This is a genomic window from Pandoraea bronchicola (assembly GCF_902459805.1).
Classification (GTDB): domain Bacteria; phylum Pseudomonadota; class Gammaproteobacteria; order Burkholderiales; family Burkholderiaceae; genus Pandoraea; species Pandoraea bronchicola.
On sequence record NZ_CABPST010000018.1, the window covers coordinates 30,936 to 50,778 of the forward strand.

The window sequence follows — 19,843 nt, forward strand, 5'->3', positions numbered from 1 at the left end:
CACCTGAGGCTTCGCCGCCGGACATCCGTTTTCCCGTGTCGTTTTCACTTCGGAAACCGAACATGACGATGGAATCGCTTCCGCACTCCCCTGCGGCCACCGGCAGCGCGCAAGTCGCCGAGGACGCTTCGGGATCAACGAGAGAGGCTACCCTCATCAGCCTGATGTTCTTCGGCTCAGGCATTCCGGCGCTGATCTACCAGCTTGTCTGGCAGCGCATGCTGGCGGAGATCTTCGGTGTGCAGATCGAGGCGGTCACGGTGATCGTCACTGCGTTCATGATCGGGCTGGGGTGCGGCAGCCTCGCGGGCGGCTGGCTCTCGACCCGCACCGGACTGGCGACGTTGCGCGTGTTCGCGTTGATCGAACTGTCGATTGCCGCGCTCGGTGCGGTGTCGTTGCCCGTACTGGCATGGGTGAGCGATAGGGTGCTGGGAGCATCGCTGCTCACCACGGCGTTGGTCACGCTCGCCCTCGTCATTGTCCCGACAATGTTGATGGGGGCAACACTACCGCTGTTGGTACGCCATTGGGTCAGCCGTTCAGGCAGCACGGGGGAGAGCGTGGGACGTCTCTATTGCATGAACACGCTGGGCGCGGCGTTCGCCTGCGTGCTGGCGGCGTTCGTGATATTTCCGCTCTCGGGCATGCGAACGGCGACATATCTGGCGGCATTGCTCAACGCAACGGTCGCCATCGCGGCACTGACAACCTATATCCGCTCGCGCGCCTCGGCAAGCCGCATTGCATGGGCCTCCCGCACGCCCGCCGCAGCGGGTTTCGCTTCGGCTTCGGCCTCAGCTTCGACCATGGTGGCCGCCCCGCTCGCCGTAAAATTCCGCGCCTGCCTCTGGCTCGCGGCATTGGGCGGCGGCGTCTCTATGTCGTTCGAAGTGTTCCTCTTTCGCACGATCTCGTTTTCCAGCGGCGGCAGCGCGAGCGCGTTCGCCACAACGTTGGCAATGTTTCTCGCCGGGCTCGCCATGGGCGCTCAGGCAGCAGGGCGCTGGTGCGGCGGCTCCGCCGTCAGCCTGCCTCGTCATGTCCTCAACACTCAGCTCGCTGGCATCGCTGTCAGCGCCGCGTTCCTCCCGATCGCGAAGCTGCTGTCAGCGTTCGGTCCGGCGGCCCTATTTCCGTTTCTGTACCTCGCAGTCTTCGTCATCGCGACAGCCTGGGGAACCTTGCTGCCGCTACTTTCACAATTGTCCATCGCCCCCGATCACCGCTCGGGGCTGCGGACATCCCAGCTTTATCTCGCGAACATCGTCGGCAGCGCGAGCGGCAGTCTCTTCACCGGCTTCGTCGCAATGCAGTCCTTCGGGCTCGTTCACATCTCCATCGGCCTGACACTCGCGAGTGCCGCAACGCTAGGTCTGTTCGCATGGATGCTGCCGGGCGCGCACCATAACCTGCGGCGCCGATATACGGCCACTGCGCTGGCGCTTGCGCTGTGCGCCGCGCTGGTCGTGCCCGCCATGACAAGCAACCTCTTCGGTTCGCTCGAGTACAAGAACGCACCGGCGACCTCGCCTGTGGTCGATGTCCTGGAGAACCGGCATGGCATCGTGACCGTTGCCGCCGACGGTTCGGTCTACGGCGGCGGGATGTACGACGGCAAGTTCAACGTCGATCCGATCCACGACACCAATATGGTTTTCCGTCCCTATGGCCTCGCGGCGGCCACTCCCGCGCCGCGCCGCGTGTTGATGATCGGATTGTCGTCCGGATCGTGGGCTCAGGTCCTGGTGAATATGCCGGGCGTGGAATCGCTTACCGTTGTCGAACTCAACGACGGCTATGCAACGCTGATCGGCCGGCATCCGAACGTCGCTTCGCTCTTGCGGAACCCCAAGGTCACGCTGATCACGGACGACGGCCGACGATGGGTGCGGCAATATCACGAGCCGCCGTTCGACATGATCGTCATGAACACGACCTTCTTCATGCGGGCGCAGACCTCACTGCTGCTGTCGCGCGAGATGGTGACGCTGCTGCGCGACCGGCTCGTGCCCGGTGGCCTGCTGATGTACAACACCACCGAATCAAAGCGGGTGCAGCGCACGGGATGCGAGGTATTTGGCAACGGCGTTCTGCTGGGCAACAACATCGTGCTGTCGACATCGCCCATCATCTGGGACGTTGCCCGCTGGCGCCGCGCCATGCTCGCGTGGCGCATCGATGGCAAGCCAGTCATCGATCCGGGTAATCCGGCACACCAGGACTTTCTGCGCCGGTTTGCGCAACACTTTCCGGGGCCGGATATCGCGACGGCCGACACCGGCACGCCATCGCCCATGCCGTCGTGCCAGACGATTCTGGCGCAGACGCAGGGATTCGCCCCGGTGACCGACGACAACATGGGCTCGGAGTGGCGTTTCCGCTACGGCGTCGAGTGACGATGCCCGGCGCATCATGCAAAACGGGCCGCAGAAGCGGCCCGTTTTCGTTCAAGCGCAGGAGCGCTTATGAGCGCTTATGAGCGCTTAGACGCGCTTAGACGCGCTTCGCGAGCGACTCGGCGATACCGATGTAGTTCGCCGGCGTCATTTCCAGCAGGCGGGCCTTCGCGTCCGCCGGAATCTCCAGCTTCTCGATGAAGGCCTGCAGGGCCTCACGCGTGATGCCCTTGCCGCGCGTGAGCTCCTTGAGCTGCTCGTACGGGTTGGGAATGCCGAAGCGGCGCATCACGGTCTGCACCGGCTCGGCCAGCACTTCCCACGTGTTGTCGAGGTCTTCGTTCAGGCGCTGCGGATTGACTTCGAGCTTGGCCAGACCGCGCAGGCACGAGTCATAGGCAAGCAGGCTATAGCCGAGCGCCACGCCGATGTTACGCAGGACGGTCGAGTCCGTCAGGTCACGCTGCCAGCGCGAAACCGGCAGCTTGTCGGCCAGATGGCGCAGCACGGCGTTGGCCAGCCCGAGGTTGCCTTCCGAATTCTCGAAGTCGATCGGGTTGACCTTGTGCGGCATGGTCGACGAGCCGATTTCACCGGCCTTCGTCTTCTGCTTGAAGTAGCCGACCGAGATGTAACCCCAGATGTCGCGGTTCAGATCGAGCAGGATGGTGTTGGCACGGGCGACGGCGTCGAACAGCTCGGCCATGTAGTCGTGCGGTTCGATCTGGATCGTGTACGGGTTGAACGTCAGGCCCAGGCGCTGCTCGATGACGGCCTTCGAGAAGGCTTCCCAGTCATACTCCGGGTAGGCCGAGAGGTGGGCGTTGTAGTTACCGACCGCGCCGTTCATCTTGGCGAGCAGTTCGACGCGGCGAACGCGCTCGAGCGCACGCGCCAGACGCACAGCCACGTTGGCCAGTTCCTTGCCGAGCGTGGTCGGTGACGCCGGCTGACCGTGCGTGCGCGAGAGCATCGGCTGCGACGCATGCTCGCGCGCCAGTTCGCCGAGCTTCGTGACCAGCGATTCGAGCGCGGGCACGATCACCTTGTCGCGAGCGCCCTTGATCATCAGGCCGTGCGAGGTGTTGTTGATGTCTTCCGACGTGCAGGCGAAATGGATAAATTCGCTGGCCTTCTCGAGTTCGGCCTGGCCCTGCACCTTTTCCTTGAGCCAGTACTCGACGGCTTTCACGTCGTGATTGGTGACTTTCTCGATGTCCTTGATACGCTGCGCATCGGCGTTCGAGAAGTTCGTGGCCAGATTCAGCAGGAAAGTCTCCGCATCGGCCGAGAACGGGGCGATTTCAGCGAAACCGGCCTTGGACAGGGCTATCAGCCAATGGATCTCGACTGTCACGCGGTGACGCATGAATGCCGCTTCGGACAGCCACGGACGCAGGGCGTCGGTCTTGCTGGCATAACGGCCGTCGAGCGGGGAAAGCGCGGTCAATGGGGAGAATTCGTCGGACATGGCACTGGGCACCGAAAAGGAAAACCGGGGAGCCGGCGAGGCGCCAACTCGGAAAGGCCAGTATTTTACCATTCCCTGCCCGAATCCTCCCGGTGCCGGCCACGATCGGCCCGGAGCGCACGTTATACTCTGTCCCGCGCTAAAGCGATTTATCAAGGATTCACATGAAGTTGATCGGTGCCCTCGCCAGTCCCTACGTTCGCAAAGTCCGCATTGTGCTGGCTGAAAAGAAGCTCGATTACAAGCTCGAGCTGGAGAATGTGTGGGCCGACGACACCCGTATCCAGCAGTCCAACCCGCTCGGCAAAGTGCCGTGCCTGGTGATGGAGGACGGCGAAGCCGTGTTCGATTCGCGGGTCATCTGCGAGTACATCGACACGCTCTCGCCGGTCGGCAAGCTCATTCCCCCTTCCGGGCGTGAGCGCGCCGAAGTGCGCTGCTGGGAAGCACTCGCCGACGGCCTGACGGACGCCGCCGTGCAGATCCGCGTCGAGGCGATGTTCCACGACGAAGCCTCGCGCTCGCAGGCACTCATCGCCCGGCAACGCAGCAAGATCGATGAGGGTCTGCGGGCGATGGCGCGCGGGCTAGACGAACGCCAGTGGTGCGCAGGCAACCGCCTCACGCTGGCCGACGTGGCGCTCACCTGCGCTCTCGGCTATCTCGACTTCCGATTCCCGGAAATCAACTGGCGCGACGCGCATCCGAACCTCGCCCGTCACTTCGAGCGCATGTCCACCCGCGCCTCGGTCGCCGACACCGTCCCCACGCTCTAAGCCTACCCACCGGCCGGGCCGACGCTCCGGCCACGCCCGCCCGACGGCATGAGCACCGCCGGCTGGTCGCGTCCGCGGCCCCCGGCCGCCTCGACCGACGGGCTGCGCGTGAGCAATGTTCCCAAGCCTCGAAGCAGACGCCAGGCGGGATCCGCCGGCACTTCGTTCTCCGGGGGCGCTGCACGCGCCGCCGTCGGCGCAGGCAGGGGCTCCCGAGCGGACGTCACGATGTCCCTGGGCGCCGGGCGAGGCGCCGATTTGTCCGGCGTCCCGGCGTGACGCCGACCCGCGACCGCCTCCGGTGCCGGCGTGGCGCGCAGACGCGCGTATCCCGCCATCACCTTGCGAACGTAGTTCCGGGTCTCGGGAAACGGCGGTATCTGACGCCCGTAACGCAGCACAGCGCCTTCCCCCGCGTTGTAGGCGGCCAGCACGAGCGGCAGGTCGTCATCGAAACGCGTCAGCAGCCAGCGGAGGTAGGATGCCCCGGCACGCACGTTCTCGGCGGGATCTTCGAGGCGGCGCACGCCGAAGCGCTCCCCCGTGCGCGGCAGCACCTGCATCAACCCGATTGCCCCCCGCCCGGACAACGCCTGCGGATCGTATCCCGACTCGACGTCGATGATGGCGTGCAGCAGCGCGGCATCGACCGACGCCGCCTCTGCCGCATGTCGCACCAGTGAGTCGAACGGCAACGCTCCCTCTTCCGGTGCCAGCGCTGTTGCCGGTGCCGTTGCCGGTGCCGGGGCTTGCGCCGGTGCTTGTGCCGATGCTTGTGCCGGTGCTTGTGCCGGTGCTTGTGTTGGGCCTTGTGTCGGGCCTTGTGTCGAGCCTTGTGTCGGGCCTTGTATCGGTGCCGTCACCAAGCCGGATGCTGGCGCTTGTGCCAAAACCGCAGCCGACGCTGGCGCCGCCGGGACAGATGCGCGTACCACCTCGGGGGCTTCGGGCTCAACGGTAAGCAGGCCATCCGGGAGAGCGCTCGGCTCGACAAGGGGCGGTGCCGGACTGGCCATGGCGCGTCGCTCTGGCACCAGAAGCTGGGTATCGGCCACGCGCGGATGAAGCGGCAGCAGCCCCCGGTTGGCCGCCGACGCGGGCATCGGCAGACTCAGCGCGCCCAGCACGAGCACAACGAGCCGTAACGACCAGCGAGCGTGCGCCCTCCGGCGCGAAGCCGGATTCGGAGGAACGCTCATGCCCCCCTCCCCTCGTCGGCACGCTTCGAAATATCCCCGGCGCCACTGTCGTCAGGGCTTTCGGCCGCCTTCGCATCGACGCGCTGTAGCGCCTGTTCGTCCTGCGCGGCTTGCATCTCGTATGGCAAGTCAAGTGCGAGGCGCAGAATGGCCGCGACGGCGTCGAACAGATCCGTCGGAATCGGCGCATCGATCTCGACATCGTTCATCAGACGGCGGGCCACCGGCACATGCTCGACCACCGGCACGCCTGCGCGCTCTGCGAGCCGGACAATGGTCCGGGCGCGCGCGTTGCGCCCCTTCTCGATCACCAGTGGCACCGGCGTTTCACCCGGCACGTAGCGCAGACAGATGGCGATGTGCGCCGGGTTCCGCACAACGGCCGTCGAGCGCTTCACGTTGTCCGACAGACTGCCGCTCTCGATCGTCTCCCGGTGAATATCGCGCCGCTTGTTCTTGATGTCCCGGTTGCCCTCGACCTCCTTCGACTCCCGCTTGATCTCGTCGTGGGACATCCTCAATTGCTTGTGCAACTGATACTTCTGGTACGCAAAGTCCAGCCCGCCGAACACCACGTAGGCGACGACAAGCACAGCCATCAACCAGAACAGCAGTTTGGACGTGAGTGCAATGCCGCAGGCCGGGCCGCATTGGGGCAGCGCCGCAAGCGAGGGCGTGTATTGCCGGATGAGATAGAAGAACACCATCCCCAGTACCCCGACCTTGACGAGCGACTTGCCGAACTCGAACAGCGACTGCATCGAGAACAACTGCTTGGCTTTGGCGATCGGATCGATGCGTTCGTATTTGGGACGAATGACCTCCGGTGCGACCAGCGCGCCCACTTGCAGCACCATCGCGAGCCACGTCGTCACGATCAGCAGCAGCGCAAGCCCGCCTCCGAAACGCACGAGCAGCAGCAGCGACGGTCCCAGCATGCCGCGCACGGCGTCGTCCACCGGGTCGCGCAGCACGAGCAGCATGCGTGACACGAGCGCCTCCATGGCCTGGTAGAGCGCCGGGCCTTCGAACGTCAGCCATGCGAGCACCACGCCAAGCTGCATGCACACGGCAAGGTCGGCACTCTTCGCGACCCGCCCTTTGGCGCGTTCGTCCTTGATCTTCTTGGGCGTTGGCGGCTGACTCTTCTCGCTCATATCCGCCTCACGATGCCGGCAGCGCCAGCGCAGTCCAGGCGCGAAACACATCGGGCAAGCGATACCAGCCCGCAAGCGGCACGGCGACGGCGAACGGCAGGCTCGCCACCGTCACCAACAGCGCCATCGCGCTCTTCACGGGCATGGCGAGGAAGAACACATTGAGCTGTTGCGCGGCCCGATTGACGAACCCCATCGACATGTCGACGAGCACCATCACGACCATCGCCGGTAACGCAACGGCCACGCACATGACCTGCATCGCCTGCCAGAGCGCAAGCAGCCATGCCACGCTGTCATCGTGCCACCGCCATGGCTGGCCGACCGGCAACGCAACATAAGAGTCATACAGCGCGGTGAGCAGCGCGTGCGCCGCGGGCGTAATGAAGAACAACACGCAGAGCATTTGTGTGAGCGCGACGCCGAAGACCGACGACTGCGCCCCCATCAGCGGATTGAGCACACTCGCCATCGATGCGCCGCGCATCGTGTCGATCACATATCCCGTCATATCGACGGCCCAGAACGGCAGCGCCGCCGCAAACCCCAGCAGCCCGCCGACGCACAACTCGCGCAGAATCAGCATGACCCAGGCGCCCCAGTGGGAGGGCAGCTCCGGCGTGGCATGCACCAGCGCCACGACCGGTAACGCGAGCGCGAGTACCAACGCGTTGCGCAGCATGCCGGCACCGAGCATGCCGACGGAGAGCACCGGCAGCAGCATCGCTATGCCCAGCGGGCGTAGCATTGCCACGCCCCACGCGACCAGCCAGCCCAAGATGTCGCCCCACAACGGCGAGAGCAACGTGTCGACGGCGGGGTCGATGCCTGGCACGAGGGAGGTTGCCATGCCGCTCACCGCATCCGGCTGATCTGCTCGAACGCGCTGCCCGCGTAGTGGAGCAGCACGTGCCCCATCCACGCATAAGTGGCGGCCAGCGTGACCGACACGGCGATGAGCTTGATAAGGAACTGCACGGTCTGGTCCTGCACCTGCGTGAGCGCCTGCACCAAGGAGACGAGCACACCGACCACCGACGCCACCACCACGGTCGGCAGGGACATCAGCAGGGTGAGCCACAACATCTCGCTCGTCAGATTGACAACAACGGCTTCACTCATTGGCGCGCTCCCTGAACCGTCATGCGTACGAGAGCATCAACTGGCGCACCAACTGTTCCCAGCCGTTCATCATCACGAAGATCAGCAGCTTGAACGGCAGCGCGATGGTCATCGGCGAGACCATCATCATCCCCATCGCAAGAAGAATGTTCGAGATCACCAGATCGATGACGACGAACGGCAGATACAGCAACAGGCCAATCTTGAAGGCCTCGGCCAGTTGGCTCAGCGCGAAAGCCGGCATCAGGACGAGCAGAGAATCCGGCCCCAGACGTTCACGATGCGCCTTCGGCCACGTCTCGCCAGCGATGTTCGCAAAGAAGTCGCGCTGTCTCGCGTCGGTGTGCCGTGTGAGAAACGCGCGGTACGGCGACAGGATGCTCGCGTCGACATCGGTCACAAAGCTCTTGGACGACAGCGACACGGGACGCGTCTCGAGATTCGCTTCGATATCGAACGCCACCGGGGCCATGATGAAGCAGGTGAGCACGAGCGATAGCCCGTAAATTGCAATGTTGGGCGGAATCTGCTGCGTACCCAGCGCATTGCGTAGCAACGCGAACACGACGGCCAGTTTCAGAAACGCAGTCCCCAGCACCACCAGCAGCGGCATGATCGATAGCAGCGACAGCAACACGATAAGCTGCACCGGGTGGTCGAGCAGGGACATGCGAACTCCAATGAGCGGGGTTGACTGCCGAATGCACATGCCGGCCGGCGCCGATACCGGGGCACGAGGCATAACGGAACAGAGCAGCGCAGGACGAATCGGCCCGAAGAGGTCACCACGAGAACGCGCGGTGATGCGCTGCGCCGACGGACGACCGCGCACCGCGGCAAAAGCACGACCGATGTTAGGTCGCCGCCGGATGCACGCCCATCAGGTCACGACCCGAAATATCGCCGGACGGATCGTCGCAGGCGGCCGTGCCGCGCGCGATCCGTGCCGCGGCTTCCCCCTCGATATGCACCGCGAGCCGCCCGTCTTCGAATCGCAGCAAACGCCCGTCAGCACGCGGTAAGCGTTCGCTCCAGAGCGTGATGCGTCCGGCATGCAGCACACCCGCTGCCGGCAGGCGAAAGGAGGTCACAGCGATGCCCGAGCGCCAGGCCATCAACAGTGGAATGGGAAATCGCCTTTCGGCAATGACGGCGTACCACCGGGCCGCGTCGGTACTATCGAACTGCACGACGGGGCGATCGGAGCGCTGGCCATCCCGCATGGCGATAGCGTGGTCGCCATCCACCAGCCAGTACTCGCCTCGCTCGATATCGGCCGCCATGTCGAGGAGAACCGCGTCGCCCGGGTGCAGGTCACCGCATTGCGCGGCAGGCAGCACGACCCACCCCGCCACGAGCGCGCACCGGCGCTCCGGCCAGCCCGCCGGATCCAGCGGAACATCGCAAGGCGTCGCCCGTTTGCAGCGCTCGCGCAGCCACGAAATCGCCCCGTCAAGGTAGGTCAACGCCAACTGACGCCCCTCGCGCTGCAACACCATGCCAACGCGCCACGCCGGCTCGACATCGTCTTGCGAAAGGGAGGTCGCACACGGCCAGGATGTGACATCGCGGGTGTCGAGTTGCGCCTCGCGAAGGGCATCGTTCGACGGGCCACCACTCTCACCGCTCAGATCCCTCACGCCGCCCGTCGCCAGCGTGAGCGATGCGGCGCTCGCGTGCCATGCCGGCGGCAAGGCATCCCACGACGGCACGGGCAAGGTCGGGGCAAGCCAGTTGCACCACTGCTGCGCGTCGCACCAGAAGCGCGTCTGGCCGATGACCCCCTCATCGACGCGCGCCGTCACGATAAGGCCGTCGCCCCCTGCACGAAGCCAGCCAACGCGCACTTGCATATCGCCCTCAGTGAAGGCCAGACTGCCCTCGCCCGTCAGAAGATCGTCCATCGGCCCGATGTCCGGCTCAGGGTGCATAGCGCGCCTCGACTTCGATCGTGACGGCCAGTCTGAGGCGCGACGTCAGTGCGCGAGAGAGTTGACCGCGATGCGTCAGCAGGCGCCGGTACATCGCGAGCCGGACACACAGCAGACTCACCGTGACGCCCTGCCGCCCTCGCCGGGCCTCAACGACCAACGTGTCGAGCGCGCCCCCGTGCACGATGACGCGCAACGAGCTGCCGCCGTCCCAGTTGGCGTCCTGACGTGCGTGCCAAACCCGCAGCCAGCGCAGCACATCGGCCGGCCCCGTCACGCGCGCAGCGGTTTCAGAGGCCAGAGAGAACGCCGGCTCGCCATTGTCGTCATATCGCCTGCCACGGCTCGTTGTCGTGTCACGCTGATGCGATGCCGATCTGTCCGACAGGCGGATGAATGCGTCGGCCGACAGGGCACTCCGTTGAATGGTGGTCATCGTCAAGTCCTCGTGATGGCGAAGGTTATGAAGGCATTTCGTGTGATGTACGGTTTCCATCTTCTCGACGTCGCGCGACCCGCTGGAACGTGTCCCGTAGTCCCGCCGCCGGTTCAACTGCGGTAAAGCATCAGCAACTCCCTCAACTTCTCCTGCTTGCGGGCATTGGCCTGCAGTCGTTCACGCTGCTGACGCAATGCCGACTCGGCCTGTTGTGCCTGTTCGCGCGCCGTGCCGTGGCGGGCCGTGGCTTCGACCAGCGCCACGCGCTGCGCTTCCACAGAACGCGTCGCGCTGTCCGCTTCGCGTTGCCCGTAGACGCCGCCGCGCGACAGGGCGTCCTGCCACGCACGACGCTGCGTAACGCACGCGCGCTCGCACTCGGCGACGGCCTCGCTGGCGTCGCGCGCTGCCACCGTCATGCGCGCCAGTGCAGCGCGCAGGCTGGCTTCGCGGCGCCTTGCAAGAGCGGCCAACGCGGCGATGTTCCCGTGAGCCTTCAACTCGCCAGATGATCGAGCCATGAGCAGGTCTCGTCGAATGGCGCCACGTCATGCTGCGACTGACAGAGAAACGCGCGAATATCCGGAGCCCGCGCGAGCGCATCGTCCGTCTCCGGATCGTGACCCACCTGATACTCCCCCACGCGAACCAGCAATTCGACTTCCGCCGCCAGCGCCATGGCACGCCGGACACGCGCAGCAGCGTCGACATGCTTCGAATCGGTTACCTGGGACATCACCCGCGAGAGGCTCTTCGCAACATCGATAGCGGGATAGTGGTTCTCCTGCGCGAGACGCCGCGACAGCACGATATGACCGTCGACGATCGAGCGCACCTCGTCGGCCAGCGGCTCGTCCAGGTTGTCACCTTCGACAAGCACGGTGTAGAACGCGGTGATGCTGCCGCGTGCCGCGGTGCCGGCGCGCTCCAGCAATCGCGGCAAACGCGCATAGAAGCTCGGCGGCAAACCGCTCGTCGCGCCGAGCGGCTCACCGGCGGCCATGCCGATATCGCGTACGGCACGCCCGAATCGCGTCAGGGAATCCATGAGCAGCAGCACGTCTTTGCCCTCATCGCGAAACGCCTCGGCGATTGCCGTCGCGGTGTAGGCCGCCTTCATCCGCTCCAGCGCCGGGCGATCGGACGTCGCCACCACACACACCGTGCGTGCGCGTGCCTCCGGCGTGAGCGCCCGTTCCAGGAACTCCCGCACCTCCCGGCCGCGCTCTCCGATCAACGCGAGAACGATGACATCGGCATCCGCGCCCTGGCACATCATCGACAGCAGCGTGCTCTTGCCGCCTCCTGCCGCGGCAAAGATGCCCAGCCGCTGGCCGCGGCCACAGGTGAGCATGCCGTCGATCGCGCGAATGCCGATGGGCAGACATCTGGACACGAGCGCACGCGTCATGGCGGGCGGCGGTTCCGCGTCCAGCGCCCGCCACGCGGCGCCGTTCGATGGCGCCTCTTCGGGCGAGGCCGCCGGAACCAGCGGCCGCCCCAGCCCATCCAGCACTTCGCCGATCAGGTAATCGCCCACAGCGACACGCGACGCTGTCCCCAGCGCCTGCACCAGCGCGCCGTTCGCTACGCCGTTCGGCTCGGCATACGGCGCCAGCCAGACATGCCGCCCCTCAACGGCAATGACCTCCGCATCCAGTGCCGGCGACACGATCCGGCACTGCTCGCCAAGCGCAGCACCCGGCAAGCGGGCACGCATCGCATTCGGGGTGATCTTGTCGATGCGTCCATAGCGCACCTCGCGGCCCGCAACCCGGCGCCAGTCGTCACAGGCTTTGCGCTGCGCATCCAGCGTCCGGCGTAGTCCATTGGCGATGCGAGCGGCGTCGGGGCGGCGCATCTCAGTACGCTCCCTGCACGTCGATGGTCCCCAACACGCGAACGTGCGGCTCGTCGGCTACTTCCTGGAACGACAAGACCGGCAGGTCCGCCCGGTCGCGCTCGATCAGCTTTCGCAGGAAACGGCGCACGTCCATCGCCGTGAAGAGAACGGCGGGCGTGCCATCGTGGGCCTTCAGAACGTTGTCGATCGCGCTCATGATCGCGTCGGTCTGCGTGGGATTCAGATCGGCATAGGACCCCGACGACGTCTGCCGCACCGCTGCGCGTACAGTGTCTTCGATGCCGCGTCCGACGTTCCACCCCGTGATGTGCTCGGTGCCCCGGCGAAAGCGTCGCGTGATGTGACGGCGCAGACTCAGCCGCACATACTCGGTCAACATGATCTGATCGCGCTCGCGCGGCGCCCATTCGATCAGCGCCTCGAAGACTCGCCGCAGGTCGCGAATCGAGACCCCCTCCGCCACCAGCCGCTGCAGAACTTCCGCCGTCCGGCTGATCGGCAGTTGACGCTGCAATTCCTTGACGAGTTCGCCGTAGCGATCTTCCATGCCATCCATCAGGAAACGCGCTTCCTGAACGCCGAGGAAGTCGGCCGCATGGGCATCGATGACGAGCGACACACAGTGCGACACACGATCGGCGCCTTCGATGACGGTGCCCCCCTGCGTCAGCCACGCCTGGCGCTGTGCGTCGTTCAGCCAGAACAGAATCTGCCCGCCGAACGGCAGCGGGGTTTCGCGCGGCGCCCCGGCGTCGAGACCTCGCAAAGCGCGTATCGGATGGGTCGCATCGTGAAGCGCCAACGCAACGTCGGCAGCGACGTCGATGGTCATCACACTCTCGTGGTAGAGCTGAATATCCAGCGTGCCGGCGGGCAGTGTCTTGTCGACGTCGACCTTGACTTCCGGCATCGGCACGCCAAACTGCTCGAACTTCTTTTCGCGCAGGGCATCGATTCGCCCGGTCAGTGTCGCGGCGTCGGCGTCGGCCAGTGTCGAACTCACACGCACGAGCAGCGGCTGTGCCCCCGGCCGTCCCCCCTTCGACTTCCCGGCGTCGCCGTCCTTCGCGCTCGCCGCATCCTTCGCCCCTTTGCCATCCCGTGCGAGGCGTCCCGCCCACCAGGAGGCGCCGCCGGCCAATGCCGCCAGCAGGAGGAAGTAGTGCATCGGAAAGCCGGGAATCAGGCCGAACAGCACAAGCACCACAGCAGCCAATGTCAGCGAACGCGGCTGTGCAGCGAGCTGATCGGTGAGCTCTCGCGCCAGATTGCGACGCTGCTCGCCGGGCACGCGCGTGACGATAATGCCCGCTGTTACCGAAATGAGCAGCGCGGGAATCTGCGACACGAGCCCGTCGCCGATGGAGAGAATCGCGTAAATCGCTGCCGCATCGCCCGCACTCATGCCGCGCATGAACACGCCCACGCCGATACCGCCCAGCAAATTCACGACGATGATGACGAGCCCGGCAATGGCGTCGCCCTTGACGAATTTCATCGCCCCATCCATCGCCCCGTAGAACTGACTCTCCTTTTGCACGGTGCGTCGCAACCGCTTGGCCTCGGCGGCATCGATGGTGCCCGCGCGCAGATCGCCGTCGATGCTCATCTGCTTGCCCGGCATGCCGTCGAGCGAAAAACGCGCCCCCACTTCCGCCACGCGCTCGGAGCCCTTCGTGATCACGATGAAGTTCACTACCGTGATGATCAGAAAGACGATCATGCCGACGACGATGTTCCCCCCGGCCGCGAAATCACCAAACGTGTAGACGATGTCTCCTGCATCGGCGTGCAGCAGAATCAGGCGGCTCGTGCTGATCGTCAGCCCCAGCCGGAACAGCGTCGTCATCAGCAGAACAGAGGGAAACGCCGAGAAATCGAGCGGCTCGTTGATGTAGAGCGCCACCATCAGGAGCAGCAGCGACAGGCCGAGATTGAGTGCGATGAGCAGATCCATCACCGATGGCGGCATCGGGATGATGATCATCAGGACCGTGACCAGCAACAGCGCCGCCAGCACAATGTCCTGCCGCCCGGCGGCCAGGCGCAGCCACGTCAGCAGACGTGTCATGGACGGGTCTCCCGTTGCTGCTGCGCGTCGATCCGCTCGAGCAGCCGGCGCATTCGGGTGACGCACGACAACCATTCGACCGCTTGAAAACCGGCGCTCGCCGGTGGACTGGCGATCAGCATCGGACGTCCCTGCGCCACACAGGCCCGCACAGGAATGCCGAAACTCCACTCCGGGGCGCACGTCTGGATCAGCAAAGGTAACCAACGCTGCGCGCGCTCGGCGCGATGGGCGAGCGCCAGCACCAACGTCACACCGTGCGCATCGACCTCCGTCATCAGCACACAGGGGGCGAGCGCGATCCGCATACGGGGTGCGACGCGTTGCGGCGGCAGCGCCAGCAATTCGAAGAGCAGCTCGAGCTTGCGTTGGGTCTGGGTGTCCATCGGCGATCTTGCGTTGGGATCGTGCTGGCAGGGATTGCCAGGCACGCTGAGCGTTCGGAAAGCGGCAGCGGGCATGGTCGCCCATTCACAGGGGGGCGGCTATCCGGCGCAGACCTGAATTTCGGTGCGTGTCGCTCGGCGAACGGCGTGCTGCCTCACAACATCATTCGCAGGCGATGCGCCCAATTGACGATATCGGCGACGTTGTGCGCGTCGAGCTTGCGCATCATGTTCAGCCGGTGTGTCTCGACCGTCTTCACACTGATCGACAACAATTGCGCGATGTCGCGGTTGCGTTGCCCTTCCGCGACCAGCTTGAGCACCTGACGCTCGCGCAACGTCAGCGAACGTTCGGGCATCTCGACGGTGCACGGGCGCGGCGCATACGCCACGCTCGCCGGATCATGCATGCCGCCGAATACGGCCGGATCGACAAACCGCTCCCCGCGGATCCCCTGACACGCCGCGTGAATCAGCGTCTCGCGAGCGCTGCTTTTGAGCACGAACGCCAACGCGCCAGCTTCCAGCGACTGACGCGCCCGCTCGCTGTCGTCGCTCGCGGAATTGACCACGATGCGCAAGTCCGGCCAGCGTTGGGCGCATTGCCGGATCACGTCCACACCGTCCATGCCGGGCAGCCCCAGATCCAACACCATCAGCGCCGGTCGATGGACTACGCAGGCCCGGTACACGTCGAGTCCGTTGACAACCCGCGCCAGCACGGACCATCCGAGATCCTGCTCGATCAGACGGCAAAGACCGTCGGCCAGCAATTCGTGATCCTCCACAACGATGACACCGATACACCCCGTCATTCGTAGCTCCTCGATTGTTAGTCATTAGCGTTCATGCAGATTTTTGTTCACTTTCTTTCGAATTCGGGCCAACCGCTGGAAACTTGTGCCATCGCCTGACAATCCGCTTGGGAAAACGTCGCAAACCGCGATCGGCGGCGGCGACTTCAGGTCTGCGCCGGATGGCGGCATCGAAGCAACGCTTGATAATGACGATCCTTGAACGGCGCCATATCGATCGGCGGCGCCAAGCGATGACGCACGTCGTCGAGGCCGCGTCGATGCTTCGTCGATGCCTCATTGATGCCGCGCGTCCCTCGTTTCCCGTGCCCTTGCATTGCATTGCCTCCTTCAGATACCTATGCGTTTGCCATTTGCGCTTGCCGCGCTAGACTGGATTGCCCCGCGCGACGTTCAGGGTGCGCGCATTACGCTCAATCTCGACGGCCGGCGCGGCTGGACTTGTCCCGCCAGTGGCGGCTACTGCGTGGCGACGGCGGTGGCACTGCCACACGTGCCACACGCACCACACGCACCACACGCGCCGCAAGGGCAGCAGACGCAGCCGCTCGCGATGGCGCTCGACGGTGACACCGCGCTCTCACGCTGGCTCATGCGTCTCGCGCTCGTGATCGCCGGTCAACCGGCGTTGCGTGACGACAGTCTGTGCATCGCGAACGACGTCCTCTGGTGGGTTCACCGTTTCGACGGCGACGAACCGGCAGCGCGCGTGGAAGCGCAACTCCGGCGCCAGCTCCTGGCCTGCACGATGGTGGCGTCGCAGGGCATGCAGGGTCAGGCGGCGCCGCCTGCATCGCTGGTGTCCCACGCCGCCGGCGCGGCAGACGCCAGCCAGCGCCTTGACGTCCTGCGCCGTTGCTGACCATGCGGTCTCACCTCACGCGCGTCACGCTACGCCTGGCTGCCCTGCTTGCCGGGCTCCCGTCGGTCACGCCAGCCATCGCGTCTTCGCCCGCACCACACGCGGAGCGTGCGGCGCTCGCGTCATCGGTCATGCCGGTTAGGCAGATCACGCCGGCCACGCCCAAGTGGCGCGGCGGCCCGTTCGTCTTTCAGAGCGCGGGCACGCCGCTTGCGGAGTTGTTACGCGACTTTGGCGCGCATCACGGCATTCCGACGGTCGTGAGCCCACAGGTCGACGACCGCTTTATCGGCACGCTGCCTGCGGGCGCGGCCCAAGCAACGCTCGACGCGCTATCGGAACGTTATCGGCTTTCGTGGTACTTCAACGGCCAGACGCTGCATATCTATAAGTCCAGCGAGGCAACGCGACGCGCCATGTCGCTGCGTCACGCGTCGCCCGGCGACTTGCTCGGGCACCTTGGCGACGCAGGTGTGCTGCACCCGCGGCACTGCGTCGCACGGGCGATTCCGGCGACACACGCGCTCGAGATCGCCGGCGTTCCGGCCTGTCTCGAGACGGTGTCGATGCTCGCCGAATACGTCGAACGCGACGCCCGGGATCAGCAGGAAAGCGAAGAGACCATCAAGATATTTCCCCTGAAATTCGCCACGGCAGACGACACGAGGTACTTTTATCGCGGGCAGGAAGTGGTCGTGCCGGGCGTCGTCAGCGTATTGAAGGATTTGATTCTCGGTGCCGGTCCGCTCATCGCCACCTCGGCCGCGCCCCCGACATCCCCGACATCCGCCGCAGCGATCACAGCCGCCCCCGTCACACGCACCGGCACGCCGCGCTTCTCGGCCGATCCGCGCCGCAACGCGGTCATCGTGCGCGAGCGCCGGCAGAATCTGCCCATCTATGGCGACCTGATCGCACAGCTCGACATCCGGCCCCGGCTGGTCGATATTTCGGTGGCGATCATCGACGTCAATGCCAGCGATATTGCCGAGCTTGGCGTCGACTTCTCCGGCAGCGCACGTCTGGGCGGCTTTGGCGCCGTATCGCTCAACGGGCAGTTGCAGGATGGCGACAGCAGCACGTTCACGACCGTGGTCGGCGACACCAACAAGTTCATGATCAATCTGAATGCTCTGGAGCGAAACTCCAAGGCACGTGTGCTCTCCCGTCCGTCCATCGTCACGCTCGACAATATGCAGGCCGTGCTCGATCGCAGCGTGACGTTCTACACAAAGGTCTCCGGCGAGAAAGTCGCCAAACTGGAAAGCGTGACGTCGGGCTCACTATTGCGTGTCACGCCGCGACTCGTGCCCAACGAAGGCGATGGTGCCGGTCGCGAACAGGTGATGCTCACGCTCAACATCGAAGACGGTGGCGAGGTGCGCAGCGAGCGCAACGCCCGCAATGAAGTGCCGACCATCCGCAACTCGTCAATTTCGACGCACGCCACGTTACAAGCAGGGCAAAGCCTGCTGCTCGGCGGTTTCGTGCAGGACGCGCAGCACGAGCAGGAGCGCAAGATTCCGCTGTTGGGGGATCTGCCGCTCATCGGCCGTCTGTTCAGTTCGACGAGTAACCGCAACGACAGTGTCATGCGCCTGTTTCTGATCAAGGCCGAGCCAGCGGCCGACGTGCCGAGCGCATGACCATGCTGACGCTGACGCTGCTCGACGGCCCGCTCGCCGGACGTCCCATGCCGTTGCCGCAGGGCGCGCTCACCATCGGGCATAGCGATTCCGACATTGCGATGACGCTCGAGCACGACATCCAGATCGTGCTGCACGTCGACGACGATGGCGTCCGGCTCGCGAACTCAGCTCCCGTCTGGGTCGACGGCACCCCGCTTGCCTCCATCGGGGACGACGCCGTCGCTCCTCCGGTGCTGCCCCTTCACGCGGTAATCGATCTTGCGGGGCTGGGGGTCTGGCTCGCAACCGTGGCGGACAGCCCGCCTGTCCCAACGCCGAAGCGTCCCGAGCGCTGTGCAGCGCATGCGCCATCGCCGCAAGCGCCGGCGATTGCCGTATCGCGCGGCCGCGCCCCGGCGGCGTGGATCGCTGTCACGGGAATGTCGCTTCTGATCGCAGCGGCCGGCGTGGCCATCTGGCGCACGGGGACAGCCAATGTCATCTCTGAGCCGCCTCAGCCCGACGCCTTGAAAGCCCTCGCGGCGCGCATCGCTCCTCAGGTCGCACTGAATACGACCGGCGACGCCGTGCGATTGTCCGGCGGCTGCATCGACGACGATACGCGCGCGCGGTTGCGCGCCGAAGCACGTTGGCAGGGAAAGGCGCTGAGCGATGAGACCTGGTGCCCGGAAGACTCGTTGCAGACGGTCGGCACGCTACTGCGTCTGCACGGCTTCGGTACCGCACGGGCGACTGTGGCGCCCGGCGGTGAAGTCGTGATCAGTGGACCCATAGTGGCGGACGCTCGCTGGCGCGCCACATCCGACGCGCTCGATGCGCTGTCGTTACCCCATGGATGGCGTGTCGCGCAAGGTGCCGCTCAGAGCTTCGAGCAACTGGTGAGCACACTGCGCGACGCCGGCCAGTTGCGCGGCATCGACATCTCCCGTGACCGCGACGGGTGGCGGCTCACGGGGGCGCTCACGGCGGGGCGGCATGCGTCGTTGAAGGGGGTTGTCGACGCCTGGAATACAGGCGCAAACACGATGCCCGTGCGCATTGAACCACTGCCTGCGCCAACGCCGACACTGGCAGACACAGGCTTCTCCGCGCCACTCGTGAGCATTGGCGGGTCCCCCGACGAGCCTCAGCTCACCCTTGCCGACGGCACGCGCCTTGCGCAAGGCGTGCGCTTGCCGGGTGGCACACGCGTGCTCGCCATCCATCCCGACGGGGTGTCGATCAGGGCGCACGACCGGCTTTTCTACTTACCACTGACTTCGGGGAATTTGCATGGCGATTCGTCTGACCCGGCTTGAGGACCAACTGGCGGCGTCCCCGGCGCCTGTCGCCCGCGAGGTAGGCACACAGCTCGACGCGGCACGACAGTCGTTGCAACAAGCGCTGCGCAAGCCGCTCGCCCCTGCACAACACGCACTGGTGCAGACGCAGATGCAAGCCGTCGAGGCCGCCGCAGCGATTCTCGACGGCATGGCACAGCGGTACGGCACGTCGTACGGACGATCGTCATGACGATGAAGGCGACCGATGGCGGATCAAGCGTGCGCAGAAGCCACAACGGGGCTCGCGCGACCAAAGTCCGCACCGGCTGCCCGTGAGAACCTTCGGCATCGCGCGCGCCCGCGCGAACGGGTCGCACGCCGGCCATGCCGGATAACGCTCGCTCGGGTGCATATCGATTTTTTCCACTCTCCACGTAAAT

At 65.4% G+C, this 19,843-nt stretch carries 19 protein-coding genes; 6 read left to right on the forward strand and 13 right to left on the reverse strand.

The window, feature by feature from the left end; all coding sequences use genetic code 11:
* The first annotated feature begins 62 nt into the window (after nt 1-62).
* Entirely contained in the window at nt 63-2,399 is a 2,337-nt protein-coding gene (locus tag PBR20603_RS23030; RefSeq protein ID WP_150561780.1) for a fused MFS/spermidine synthase, read from the forward strand.
* 97 nt (nt 2,400-2,496) lie between these two features.
* On the opposite strand, the gene purB is transcribed toward PBR20603_RS23030, so the two are convergent.
* The gene (purB, locus tag PBR20603_RS23035; RefSeq protein ID WP_150561781.1) at nt 2,497-3,870 is read right to left on the reverse strand and encodes an adenylosuccinate lyase; all 1,374 of its coding nucleotides are present in this window, start codon (nt 3,868-3,870) and stop codon (nt 2,497-2,499) included.
* 164 nt (nt 3,871-4,034) lie between these two features.
* On the opposite strand from purB, the gene PBR20603_RS23040 reads away from it, so the two are divergent.
* Nucleotides 4,035-4,646, forward strand: a complete 612-nt coding sequence (locus PBR20603_RS23040; protein ID WP_150561782.1) for a glutathione S-transferase family protein — start codon at nt 4,035-4,037, stop codon at nt 4,644-4,646.
* 2 nt (nt 4,647-4,648) lie between these two features.
* Here the strand turns inward: PBR20603_RS23040 and PBR20603_RS24430 are convergent, their stop codons facing one another.
* From PBR20603_RS24430 to PBR20603_RS23100, 12 genes are all read right to left on the reverse strand, one after another.
* Entirely contained in the window at nt 4,649-5,845 is a 1,197-nt protein-coding gene (locus tag PBR20603_RS24430; protein ID WP_246174951.1) for a lytic transglycosylase domain-containing protein, read from the reverse strand.
* Nucleotides 5,842-7,002 carry an EscU/YscU/HrcU family type III secretion system export apparatus switch protein gene (locus PBR20603_RS23050; protein WP_150561783.1) on the reverse strand — a complete coding sequence of 387 codons (1,161 nt, stop codon included), beginning with the start codon at nt 7,000-7,002 and terminating at the stop codon, nt 5,842-5,844. Before PBR20603_RS23050 ends, PBR20603_RS24430 begins: the two co-directional genes overlap by 4 nt.
* Before the next feature lie 7 nt (nt 7,003-7,009).
* A complete protein-coding gene (gene sctT, locus PBR20603_RS23055; protein ID WP_150561784.1) occupies nt 7,010-7,852 on the reverse strand; it encodes a type III secretion system export apparatus subunit SctT in 843 nt (280 codons plus the stop codon).
* Nucleotides 7,853-7,857: 5 nt separating this feature from the next.
* Entirely contained in the window at nt 7,858-8,124 is a 267-nt protein-coding gene (gene sctS / locus PBR20603_RS23060) for a type III secretion system export apparatus subunit SctS (RefSeq protein ID WP_150561785.1), read from the reverse strand.
* Nucleotides 8,125-8,143: 19 nt separating this feature from the next.
* Nucleotides 8,144-8,794 carry a type III secretion system export apparatus subunit SctR gene (gene sctR / locus PBR20603_RS23065; RefSeq protein WP_150561786.1) on the reverse strand — a complete coding sequence of 217 codons (651 nt, stop codon included), beginning with the start codon at nt 8,792-8,794 and terminating at the stop codon, nt 8,144-8,146.
* Between the two features lie 184 nt (nt 8,795-8,978).
* Nucleotides 8,979-10,028, reverse strand: coding sequence for a hypothetical protein (locus PBR20603_RS23070; RefSeq protein ID WP_150561787.1), 1,050 nt, complete (start codon nt 10,026-10,028; stop codon nt 8,979-8,981).
* A 16-nt stretch (nt 10,029-10,044) separates the two neighbouring features.
* Nucleotides 10,045-10,491 carry a hypothetical protein gene (locus tag PBR20603_RS23075; protein ID WP_150561788.1) on the reverse strand — a complete coding sequence of 149 codons (447 nt, stop codon included), beginning with the start codon at nt 10,489-10,491 and terminating at the stop codon, nt 10,045-10,047.
* A 113-nt stretch (nt 10,492-10,604) separates the two neighbouring features.
* Nucleotides 10,605-11,015 carry a hypothetical protein gene (locus PBR20603_RS23080; RefSeq protein ID WP_150561789.1) on the reverse strand — a complete coding sequence of 137 codons (411 nt, stop codon included), beginning with the start codon at nt 11,013-11,015 and terminating at the stop codon, nt 10,605-10,607.
* Entirely contained in the window at nt 10,991-12,355 is a 1,365-nt protein-coding gene (locus PBR20603_RS23085) for a FliI/YscN family ATPase (RefSeq protein WP_150561790.1), read from the reverse strand. The genes PBR20603_RS23080 and PBR20603_RS23085 overlap by 25 nt, the downstream gene beginning before the upstream one ends.
* 1 nt (nt 12,356) lies before the next feature.
* A complete protein-coding gene (gene sctV, locus PBR20603_RS23090; RefSeq protein ID WP_150561791.1) occupies nt 12,357-14,429 on the reverse strand; it encodes a type III secretion system export apparatus subunit SctV in 2,073 nt (690 codons plus the stop codon).
* Nucleotides 14,426-14,815, reverse strand: a complete 390-nt coding sequence (locus PBR20603_RS23095; RefSeq protein WP_150561792.1) for a hypothetical protein — start codon at nt 14,813-14,815, stop codon at nt 14,426-14,428. Before PBR20603_RS23095 ends, sctV begins: the two co-directional genes overlap by 4 nt.
* Nucleotides 14,816-14,970: 155 nt before the next feature.
* A complete protein-coding gene (locus PBR20603_RS23100; RefSeq protein WP_150561793.1) occupies nt 14,971-15,630 on the reverse strand; it encodes a two component system response regulator in 660 nt (219 codons plus the stop codon).
* 340 nt (nt 15,631-15,970) lie between these two features.
* Here PBR20603_RS23100 and PBR20603_RS23105 point away from each other — a divergent pair, with 340 nt between their 5' ends.
* The 4 genes from PBR20603_RS23105 to PBR20603_RS23120 are packed head-to-tail and all read left to right on the forward strand — an operon-like array spanning nt 15,971 to nt 19,653.
* Entirely contained in the window at nt 15,971-16,492 is a 522-nt protein-coding gene (locus PBR20603_RS23105) for a hypothetical protein (protein ID WP_150561794.1), read from the forward strand.
* A gap of 2 nt (nt 16,493-16,494) precedes the next feature.
* Nucleotides 16,495-18,138, forward strand: a complete 1,644-nt coding sequence (locus PBR20603_RS23110) for an EscC/YscC/HrcC family type III secretion system outer membrane ring protein (protein ID WP_174978035.1) — start codon at nt 16,495-16,497, stop codon at nt 18,136-18,138.
* Nucleotides 18,135-19,439 carry a type III secretion system inner membrane ring subunit SctD gene (gene sctD, locus PBR20603_RS23115; RefSeq protein WP_150561795.1) on the forward strand — a complete coding sequence of 435 codons (1,305 nt, stop codon included), beginning with the start codon at nt 18,135-18,137 and terminating at the stop codon, nt 19,437-19,439. Before PBR20603_RS23110 ends, sctD begins: the two co-directional genes overlap by 4 nt.
* A complete protein-coding gene (locus tag PBR20603_RS23120; RefSeq protein ID WP_150561796.1) occupies nt 19,414-19,653 on the forward strand; it encodes an EscE/YscE/SsaE family type III secretion system needle protein co-chaperone in 240 nt (79 codons plus the stop codon). Before sctD ends, PBR20603_RS23120 begins: the two co-directional genes overlap by 26 nt.
* Nucleotides 19,654-19,843: the final 190 nt, after the last annotated feature.

Excerpts from the sequence above, each read along its gene's own strand:
- PBR20603_RS23030 (WP_150561780.1), top strand. The coding sequence starts at position 63 with ATGACGATGGAATCGCTTCCGCACTCCCCTGCGGCCACCGGCAGCGCG.
- purB (WP_150561781.1), bottom strand. The coding sequence starts at position 3,870 with ATGTCCGACGAATTCTCCCCATTGACCGCGCTTTCCCCGCTCGACGGC.
- PBR20603_RS23040 (WP_150561782.1), top strand. The coding sequence starts at position 4,035 with ATGAAGTTGATCGGTGCCCTCGCCAGTCCCTACGTTCGCAAAGTCCGC.
- PBR20603_RS24430 (WP_246174951.1), bottom strand. The coding sequence starts at position 5,845 with ATGAGCGTTCCTCCGAATCCGGCTTCGCGCCGGAGGGCGCACGCTCGC.
- PBR20603_RS23050 (WP_150561783.1), bottom strand. The coding sequence starts at position 7,002 with ATGAGCGAGAAGAGTCAGCCGCCAACGCCCAAGAAGATCAAGGACGAA.
- sctT (WP_150561784.1), bottom strand. The coding sequence starts at position 7,852 with ATGGCAACCTCCCTCGTGCCAGGCATCGACCCCGCCGTCGACACGTTG.
- sctS (WP_150561785.1), bottom strand. The coding sequence starts at position 8,124 with ATGAGTGAAGCCGTTGTTGTCAATCTGACGAGCGAGATGTTGTGGCTC.
- sctR (WP_150561786.1), bottom strand. The coding sequence starts at position 8,794 with ATGTCCCTGCTCGACCACCCGGTGCAGCTTATCGTGTTGCTGTCGCTG.
- PBR20603_RS23070 (WP_150561787.1), bottom strand. The coding sequence starts at position 10,028 with ATGGACGATCTTCTGACGGGCGAGGGCAGTCTGGCCTTCACTGAGGGC.
- PBR20603_RS23075 (WP_150561788.1), bottom strand. The coding sequence starts at position 10,491 with ATGACCACCATTCAACGGAGTGCCCTGTCGGCCGACGCATTCATCCGC.
- PBR20603_RS23080 (WP_150561789.1), bottom strand. The coding sequence starts at position 11,015 with ATGGCTCGATCATCTGGCGAGTTGAAGGCTCACGGGAACATCGCCGCG.
- PBR20603_RS23085 (WP_150561790.1), bottom strand. The coding sequence starts at position 12,355 with ATGCGCCGCCCCGACGCCGCTCGCATCGCCAATGGACTACGCCGGACG.
- sctV (WP_150561791.1), bottom strand. The coding sequence starts at position 14,429 with ATGACACGTCTGCTGACGTGGCTGCGCCTGGCCGCCGGGCGGCAGGAC.
- PBR20603_RS23095 (WP_150561792.1), bottom strand. The coding sequence starts at position 14,815 with ATGGACACCCAGACCCAACGCAAGCTCGAGCTGCTCTTCGAATTGCTG.
- PBR20603_RS23100 (WP_150561793.1), bottom strand. The coding sequence starts at position 15,630 with ATGACGGGGTGTATCGGTGTCATCGTTGTGGAGGATCACGAATTGCTG.
- PBR20603_RS23105 (WP_150561794.1), top strand. The coding sequence starts at position 15,971 with ATGCGTTTGCCATTTGCGCTTGCCGCGCTAGACTGGATTGCCCCGCGC.
- PBR20603_RS23110 (WP_174978035.1), top strand. The coding sequence starts at position 16,495 with ATGCGGTCTCACCTCACGCGCGTCACGCTACGCCTGGCTGCCCTGCTT.
- sctD (WP_150561795.1), top strand. The coding sequence starts at position 18,135 with ATGACCATGCTGACGCTGACGCTGCTCGACGGCCCGCTCGCCGGACGT.
- PBR20603_RS23120 (WP_150561796.1), top strand. The coding sequence starts at position 19,414 with ATGGCGATTCGTCTGACCCGGCTTGAGGACCAACTGGCGGCGTCCCCG.